Origin of the sequence: Achromobacter sp. SIMBA_011, from assembly GCF_046535435.1 — a bacterium.
GTDB classification, from domain to species: Bacteria; Pseudomonadota; Gammaproteobacteria; order Burkholderiales; family Burkholderiaceae_B; genus Achromobacter; species Achromobacter dolens.
Genome location: NZ_JAWRWN010000438.1, coordinates 1 through 273 on the forward strand (window position 1 = coordinate 1; position 273 = coordinate 273).

Genomic DNA, 273 nt, shown 5'->3' on the forward strand with positions numbered 1-273 from the left:
GGGTCGTACAGCCCCGCATGCTCGAAGCCGCGCTCCTTGAGGTCCTCGATGCGCTCGGCCGCGTGCTGCTTCATGTCCTCCTTGGTGCCGAACACGATCGCGCCGGTCGGGCAGGTCTTCACGCACGCCGGCTCCTGGCCGACCGCGACGCGATCGGAACACAGCGTGCACTTGTACGCGCGATGGTCCTTCTTCGAGATCCGCGGAACGTTGAACGGGCAGCCGGTCACGCAATAGCCGCAACCGATGCAGTTCTCCTCGTGGAAATCGACG

The 273-nt window shown here is 65.2% G+C and carries 1 protein-coding gene; it reads right to left on the reverse strand.

Annotated elements, in window-relative coordinates; translation table 11 throughout:
• On the reverse strand, window positions 1-273 hold a 273-nt coding region (locus SB816_RS31625), incomplete at both ends, for a 4Fe-4S dicluster domain-containing protein (RefSeq protein WP_410548199.1).